General features: G+C 46.7%; 9 protein-coding genes. 2 read left to right on the top strand and 7 right to left on the bottom strand.

The features are described 5' to 3' along the window. Positions 1-158: 158 nt before the first annotated feature. The 6 genes from RMO84_RS14370 to minC all read right to left on the bottom strand — a co-directional run bounded on the left by RMO84_RS14370 (position 159) and on the right by minC (position 5824). Positions 159-803 carry a nitroreductase family protein gene (locus RMO84_RS14370; RefSeq protein WP_310489132.1) on the bottom strand — a complete coding sequence of 215 codons (645 nt, stop codon included), beginning with the start codon at positions 801-803 and terminating at the stop codon, positions 159-161. Positions 804-1072: 269 nt separating this feature from the next. After that, the gene (locus RMO84_RS14365; protein WP_310489131.1) at positions 1073-1828 is read right to left on the bottom strand and encodes an SDR family oxidoreductase; all 756 of its coding nucleotides are present in this window, start codon (positions 1826-1828) and stop codon (positions 1073-1075) included. A gap of 233 nt (positions 1829-2061) precedes the next feature. After that, positions 2062-3207, bottom strand: coding sequence for a tRNA guanosine(34) transglycosylase Tgt (gene tgt, locus RMO84_RS14360; RefSeq protein ID WP_310489130.1), 1146 nt, complete (start codon positions 3205-3207; stop codon positions 2062-2064). 152 nt (positions 3208-3359) lie between these two features. Continuing rightward, entirely contained in the window at positions 3360-3671 is a 312-nt protein-coding gene (minE, locus tag RMO84_RS14355; RefSeq protein ID WP_310489133.1) for a cell division topological specificity factor MinE, read from the bottom strand. Between the two features lie 353 nt (positions 3672-4024). Beyond that, on the bottom strand, positions 4025-4825 hold the full coding sequence (minD, locus tag RMO84_RS14350; protein WP_310489129.1) for a septum site-determining protein MinD: 801 nt from the start codon (positions 4823-4825) through the stop codon (positions 4025-4027). 162 nt (positions 4826-4987) lie between these two features. Next, positions 4988-5824: a septum site-determining protein MinC gene (gene minC, locus RMO84_RS14345; RefSeq protein ID WP_310489128.1), complete on the bottom strand. Its 837-nt coding sequence runs from the start codon at positions 5822-5824 to the stop codon at positions 4988-4990. Between the two features lie 169 nt (positions 5825-5993). Here minC and RMO84_RS14340 point away from each other — a divergent pair, with 169 nt between their 5' ends. After that, a complete protein-coding gene (locus tag RMO84_RS14340) occupies positions 5994-6206 on the top strand; it encodes a hypothetical protein (protein WP_310489127.1) in 213 nt (70 codons plus the stop codon). 100 nt (positions 6207-6306) lie between these two features. Beyond that, the gene (locus RMO84_RS14335) at positions 6307-7080 is read left to right on the top strand and encodes an ABC transporter permease subunit (RefSeq protein ID WP_310489126.1); all 774 of its coding nucleotides are present in this window, start codon (positions 6307-6309) and stop codon (positions 7078-7080) included. A gap of 92 nt (positions 7081-7172) precedes the next feature. On the opposite strand, the gene RMO84_RS14330 is transcribed toward RMO84_RS14335, so the two are convergent. Beyond that, on the bottom strand, positions 7173-7452 hold a 280-nt coding region (locus RMO84_RS14330), incomplete at its 5' end, for a hypothetical protein (protein WP_310489125.1).

Here is a 7452-nt window from a genome sequence, read left to right as displayed (position 1 = left end):
GGTGTCAACTTAACGATGTTGGCAACGAGATTACGTCATTATAGCCACTGTCCCGATCGTCGTTACCACGAGAGAATGCGGCTTTGAGCACCTACAATTTCCTTAAGTTGACACCCATGCCCTTGTGGGTACCCTAGATCTTTGCTTGTAATAGCAAATTAACCCTGATAAGGTCGATCGATCCGATCGAGTGAGACGTTAAACTCAAACGGCATCCGACCGGGATTTTTGCGCGGTTCGGCAGCATAGCCTACTGGTAATACCAGCGCAATTGCCAAATTTGGATCGTTTTCGGCACCAATGACGGCTTTGACTTTTGCTTCGCTCCAGCCATTCATCATGCAAGTTGATAAACCCAAACTCTCCGCCGCTAGCATCGCATGAGTTGCGGCAATCATCGCATCCTTAATCGCATACTCCCTATCCTTATCGCCGATTGCTGCGGCAAAATCGGGAACTGCTTTTTTGAAATAGGCCGCAGTGGCTTCATTCCAAGCACCAGTCTGAATACCTTGTTCGATAATCGGCGTGATGTCTTTCTCACCAGCCTTGATATCGGCGGCAAACACCAAGTTGACAGGTGCTTGGACGATTTGGGGTTGATTGAAACAAGCTACGCCTAGAGCCGCTTTTTGGTCGGGATCGGCGACGATAATAATCCGCCAATCCTGGATGTTGTAGCTACTCGGTGCGGCAACAGTCAGTTCTACGAGTTGACGCAGGAGTTCGGGCGCGATCGGGTCGGGTTTGAAACTTTTGATCGATCGACGTTGTAAAATCGCGGTTGGGACGTCTAAGGGCATAATTTTCCTAGTTAATAGTCAAGTTTTTAAAAACGCCTCATTCGAGCGGTAGTTAACCACTATCTAAATCTTGGATGCGCGCTAGTTATAGCTTTAAACTTTAGCAGCTAATCGATCGTTCAGGATTGTCAGATCGATCGCATATTGTTGAAATAATTCATTGAGTTCGGGACGATTTGTTTCTGCCAGCCGCACCAAACCCGATAATAGATGTTCGGTGCCGATCGCCGATCGAGCTAAATAACTTTAATTGTTTGACTTTTACAGATTTAGAGAAACACTCCACCAGTAGCTTCAATCCGTTGTCCATTAATCCACTTCGCATCAGGCGAACATAGAAAAGCAACAATGCCGCCAATATCCTCAGCCTGCCCGACTCTACCCAGCGCAGTTTGAGAAGCAATATAGCCTTTAATTTGGGGATTGTTGCGAATTGCTGCTTCATTGAAATCAGTTTCAATAGCTCCAGGAGCCAGCACATTTGCTGTAATGCCTCTTGCGCCTACTTCTTTGGCTAAGTAACGAGTGAAAGTTTCGATCGCACTCTTGGCTGAAGCGTAGACAGAGTAACCAGGATTGGCAAATCTAGTCGTGCCACTAGAAATATTAATAATGTGTCCGCCATCGTTAAGATGAGGCAAAAGTTTCTGCGTCAGAAAATACACGCCTTTAAAATGAATGTTTACTAAATTGTCAAAATCAGCTTCGGTAACTTCAGCAATTGGAATAGTAGCACCAACGCCAGCGTTATTGATGAGAATGTCAATTTTTTCAACGTTGAATTTTGTTTTTAGTAGCGTTTGCAACTCCTGGCTAAAACTATCGAAAGTACTAATTTTTCCGACATCAAACTGTAAAGCCGCTGCTGTGTGTCCGATTTGCTCGATTTGAGATACAACATTGTTGGCTTCTGCAAATTTCGATTGATAGGTAATGACAATATCGCATCCAGCTTGCGCCAACCGTAAAGCCATGTCTTTACCTAAACCTCGACTGCCACCTGTAATTAATGCAATTCGATTCATAACACGGATTAAATGACAATACTTTGGTGCATATGTATTGTACAGTATTGTTGTGATTTGATGAGGTAAAAAATGACCCAATCGTGCATTATTAAAAGCTGACGCTCAGTAGTTTGTAGGTTGGGTTGAGGAACGAAACCCAACATCCTCACGATCGATTGTTAAGGTAGTTGGGTTTCACATTCGTTCAACCCAACCTACATATCTATTATCGATCGAACATTGCAACCGCATCAATGCTGAGGCTCATCAATTACTTCATTCTCATCACTGTTCAACCAGTGACCGAATTCCTCAACAAACTTATCTCGTAAAATTGCATCGCGAATTTGTTGGGTAAATCGAATCAACTCGGTAATATTGTGCAGAGATAACAGGGTAAATCCGGTAATCTCACCACAGCGAATCAGATGACACAGATAGGCGCGAGTAAAATTCTGACAGGTGTAGCAAGGGCAAGTATCATCTAAGGGGGTAAAATCGCGCTTGAACGGCGCATTCTTGAGATTCCATCTTTCTCCCCGCACGAAAGCGGCACCGTGCCTAGCGACGCGGGTAGGTATCACACAATCGAATAAATCGATGCCGGAGGCGATCGCGATCGCCATTTCTTTATATGTCCCTACTCCCATCAAATATCGCGGTTTATTTGCGGGCAATAGAGGAGCGGTAGCTCGCACGATTTTGTGGATGAAATGCGATGGTTCGCCGACACTGACGCCACCGATCGCATAACCGGGCAGATCGAATGCTTGGAGAGCCTTGGCTGTCTCTGCACGTAAATCCAGATGAACGCCACCTTGGACGATCGGAAATAGGGCTTGATCTTCGGGGCGTTGATGGGCTTGGATGCAGCGTTCCAGCCAGCGATAGGTACGATCGGTAGCGGCGACAACTTCTTCTCTAGTGGCGGGATACGGCGGACATTCATCAAATGCCATAATGACATCCGCACCGAGGGCATTTTGAATTTCGATCGATTTTTCGGGAGAGATAAAGATCGTGCGCCCATCTAGGGGCGATTTGAAAGTCACGCCTTCTTCGGTAATCTTGCGAGTTTTGCTGAGGCTGAATACCTGAAAACCGCCAGAATCGGTCAGCATCGGCCCTTTCCAGTTCATGAATTTGTGCAAGCCACCAGCTTCGCGAATAATATCTTCGCCGGGACGCAGATGCAGATGATAGGTGTTCGCCAAAACCATTTGCGCTTGAGCATCTTCTAAGTGCGCAGGGGTCAGCGTTTTGACGGTAGCGGTCGTGCCTACTGGCATAAATCTGGGTGTTTCGACAATGCCGTGGGGAGTATGAAAGACACCCGCACGGGCATGAGTATGACTGCATTTACCTAAGCAATCAAAAGTAAAATTGGAGTGATTCAAAGTTTTTTGCAGAACAGATCGCAGATGAAAATTGCTGGATTTATCGATCGCAGCGATGTGGAGATTTTAGGCTAAATTATCGATCGACTAGCGCAGCAGAGATCGTTGGCTATCGCCCACAGCCCAAAAGATTCAGCATTAGTCCTAAATTCTTAAGTGGCGGGATCGTCGCCAGCCCAACCCATGGGCGATGCTTCGGCATCATCCTTGACCCGCCTGATGGGCAAATTGGCGATTAGAGCTGTGACTCTTTGGTTGCTTTCTAACGAAAAGTCTAGCCCTTGAGCGTCGATTTCGACATAGCGGGAGACGACTTCGAGAATTTCTTGCCGCATCATCTCGACCATTTGGGGGCTAAGATCCGTTCGATCGTGCGCTATGACTAATTGCAACCGCCGCTTCACATGGTCCCTACTCGGCTCACTCGGTCGAGGGAATAACATCTCCAGAAATTCGTTAATCATAGTCATAAGTAATGCGATCGGGTCGCGGGAATTAGCACCTAAATGATGGAATTGTGATGGGTAAAGTACGGTGACAATTGATTTAATGACAAACTTCCCAACCCAACGCCTGTGGATAGCTACAGATCGTCGATGCAGCGCGATCTAGGCGGGACTGCACCACCGAACGATGATAGATACTACCAAACTACCCACACTATAGCAAGATGCGGTTTCCCAATTCAATAGAAAATTGTTACTAACTCGATTGAATTCGATCGAACAGACATTTTTAAATAAATCGGTTGCCGTCAATCGGGGTTGGCGATCGGTACTATCGACTTAACTTAATTTATACGCATACTTTTACCCGATTACTTAGTAAAAATTTTACGCAACCGTACGAATAAATTGTCGCGATCGACCGCCAAATCTAAATAAGGTGTTTTTTCACCAATCAATCGATGGGCGATATTATCAAAAGCTTGAGCGGCGCGGGAGGTAGAGTTAGCTTCTAATACTAAGGGTTCGCCTCGGTTAGTCGAAGTAATTACCCGTTCGTCTTCGGGTACGACCCCGATCAGTTGGACGGCAAGGATTTCACTAACATCTTCGACAGACATCATCTCACTCGCTTCGACCATTGCTGGACGCAAGCGATTGACGATCAAGCGGGCGGGGCTGATATTACTAGCTTCGAGCAAACCGATCACGCGATCGGCATCGCGAACGGCGGAGATTTCGGGAGTCGTGACGATGAGAGCTTCTTGCGCTGCGGCGATCGCATTTTTGAAGCCCATTTCAATCCCCGCCGGACTATCGATCAACACAAAATCAAATTGAGGTGCTAATTCGCCGACCATCCATTTCATGTGATTGGGGGTAATCATCTCCGCTTTGCGATTTTGAGTCGCTGGCAACAACACCAATCCTGGTTGTCGCTTGTCGCGCACTAGGGCTTGATCGAGACGACATTCGCCTGCAAGTACTTCGACAGCAGTATAGACGACCCGATTTTCCAATCCCAACAACAGGTCGAGATTTCGCAGTCCAAAGTCGCCATCAACGAGGGCGACTCGGTACCCCATTTTGGCGAGGGTCATGCCTAGATTTGCGGTGACGGTGGTTTTACCCACGCCACCTTTACCAGAGGTAACTACAATAATACGAGTCATGAATTATAAATTGGGAGCTGTAAATTTATGAATAATAAAAGTCTGATGATAATGGTAATGCTCGTTTAAGTTTCGATCTAGATGTTGCGGATGGGCAGTTACCATCACGATAGTAGTATGAGACTGGCAAACACTACTAGTGCCGCTCGGGTTAACGATATCTTACTCCGATCGCTGGGAGCCTGGGAGCGCGAGTTCGCGCAAATAGGGCGTGGTTTTGACATCGATCGCCCGGGCGATCCGGATGCCTTGAGGGGTTACATAAGCAACTTCTGGCTCGAACTGTGGCGGCGGGGTTTCGGGGGCGCGCGCGACGCGATCGGCAATCCGGAGCTGGGTGGGTTCCATCTGTAACGCCATGATCAGACATTGGGGATTATTGGGATAGCCAGCATGGGCGATGCCTCTGAGCCTCCCCCACACAATGATATCCCCCGCCGCAAAAATTTCGCCACCAGGATTGACATCGCCCATAATTATGACCGTCCCTTCATGCCGAATATCCATCCCCGATCGCACGGTCATCTGCAAGTAGAGCGGATCGACAAGCTGAGGGGTCGCCCCTTCCGTCGGTACTAATAAGGGCGCAATCGCCGATTGCTGAGTCACCGAATAACCGGCGGTTGCTGCTGCTACTGCCGTTTGGCGACGACTGGTGGCCACGAGTTGAAGCTGTAGCGAGACATCAGCCAGTGCGTCGGCAATCCCTTGTAATTGTCTGGCATCGAGCAAGCGATCGTGCGCCACCAAATGTACTGCGGTCAACGGCTGCCAGAATCTTTTACCCGCTTGCAGTCGCTGTTGTAGTTGTTCCCACATGTCATTCCAACCCGCAGAAACTGGCGTTTCGGCCTCTGTCGGCAGGATCAATTTCACCACCCCATCCTCGTTCTTGAGCCGAATTTGGAGTTTAGGCTGCTCTGAGGGCGACGCTGGGGTCGGATCTGGCTTTTCTTGAGCATTTAGCATGGACAAGGTAGATGAGAAATCAGCATTCATAGCCTACAGAGTGGTTGCAATCGGAAATGGCTTTTACATCTTACACTTCAAACGGATGTTCTGAGGAAAATAATCAACATGTATTTAAAAAAATGTATTTAAAGAAGACATGCTGGTAGTAATATTTAGTAGCCAAAATTAAAGATCTTCACGAAAAATTAGATTGCTGATGCTCAAATTAGTCCTAGTCTCGTTAGCTGTCGCGATGGCTACGTCTGAAGTTGGTGGCACTTGCGCCGCAGCGGCCACCCACAGTCGATCGATCGCGATCTCTAGTAACTCAATCAAACATACCAGTACTAATTCACCAGCCGATCGCCGCTGGCTGGCGATCGCCAAATGCACGCTCAAGCGGTATCGCCGCCCTCATCTTCGCAGTTAACGATCGTGGAGATCGAGGGTGAGGTGCGATTCACAGATGACCCATTGCGATCTATGATGATCGCTCGTTGGGTCAATTCGTCTACAAAATCATCAACACAATGAGTTTAATTCGGATTTGGGCAGTAGCTAGTAATGTCTTTCGGGAAGTAATGCGCGAACGGATCTTTTTGACGATCGGTTTTTATGCAGTACTGATGTCGATCTCCTGGCGGCTCTTGCCAGAACTATCTGGGCCAGCGCAAGCGAAGATCCTGACTGATTTCGGGGCGGCTACTACCAATTTGCTGGGGGTCGCAATTGCCATTTTTGTCGGCACTAACCTGATTAATAAAGAGATTGACAAGCGGACGGTATTTACGATCGTCACTAAACCGATCGGGAGTATGGAGTTTATTTTGGGCAAACACTTGGGTTTGTCTGCTGTATTGGCAACTTTGGTTGCTGGCATGACCGCAATCTACTTCACCATCCTCAGTCTGGCGCACATCAATTATCAAATCGGACCGCTGCTGCTCACAGCTCTGTTCCTGTTTCTCGAATTGTGCCTGATTGCGGCGGCGGCACTACTATTCGGAGTCTTTACTAGTTCGATCTTGGCAATTCTACTCACTTTTTCATTTTATTTAGTCGGACATTTGAGCGAAGGGATGGTCAAACTAGCTGGCGTAACTAAAAATCCTGGTTTCCAGCAAATGACCGATAATCTGTATTTATTCTTACCCGATCTTTCTCGTCTCGATCTCAAAAATGATGCCGTCTATGGCGTTCTACCTCAACCAGACACATTGTTCATCAATGCCATTTATGCGGTGATTTATACCGCGATCTTATTGTTGCTGACGACGGTAATTTTCTCGCGCAAACAGTTCTAGGATCGATATCCGGTTGGCGATCGATCGTCAGATTGATCGCTGTAGTTAAGAGCAGGAAGTTGTTATCCAGACAGTACATTAAATAAAAATAGTTATTTCCGGTCTGATTGATTGTTTGCAATCCAAGAATCAAACTTAATTAAATCTCCTCTGCCGAGATGCGTGTAAAGCATAAATTCTGGAATAGGATTACTATTTTTTAATAAATGTTCAACTTTTGATTTAGAGCTATTATTAATACATTCTAGTATGATTTCTCTAACTTCTTTGTATGCACTATATCGAGCATCCCGAAACATAGATTTCGTACTCCACAAGGATCTAAGTTGTTTGTATTTTTCTTCTTCTAAAACACTGGTTCCAAACTTGGTA

This window comes from Chamaesiphon sp. VAR_69_metabat_338, from assembly GCF_031423935.1.
Classification (GTDB): Bacteria; Cyanobacteriota; Cyanobacteriia; order Cyanobacteriales; family Chamaesiphonaceae; genus Chamaesiphon.
Note: the sequence above shows the minus strand (reverse complement) of the source record. Positions and strands in the feature narration are given on the sequence as shown.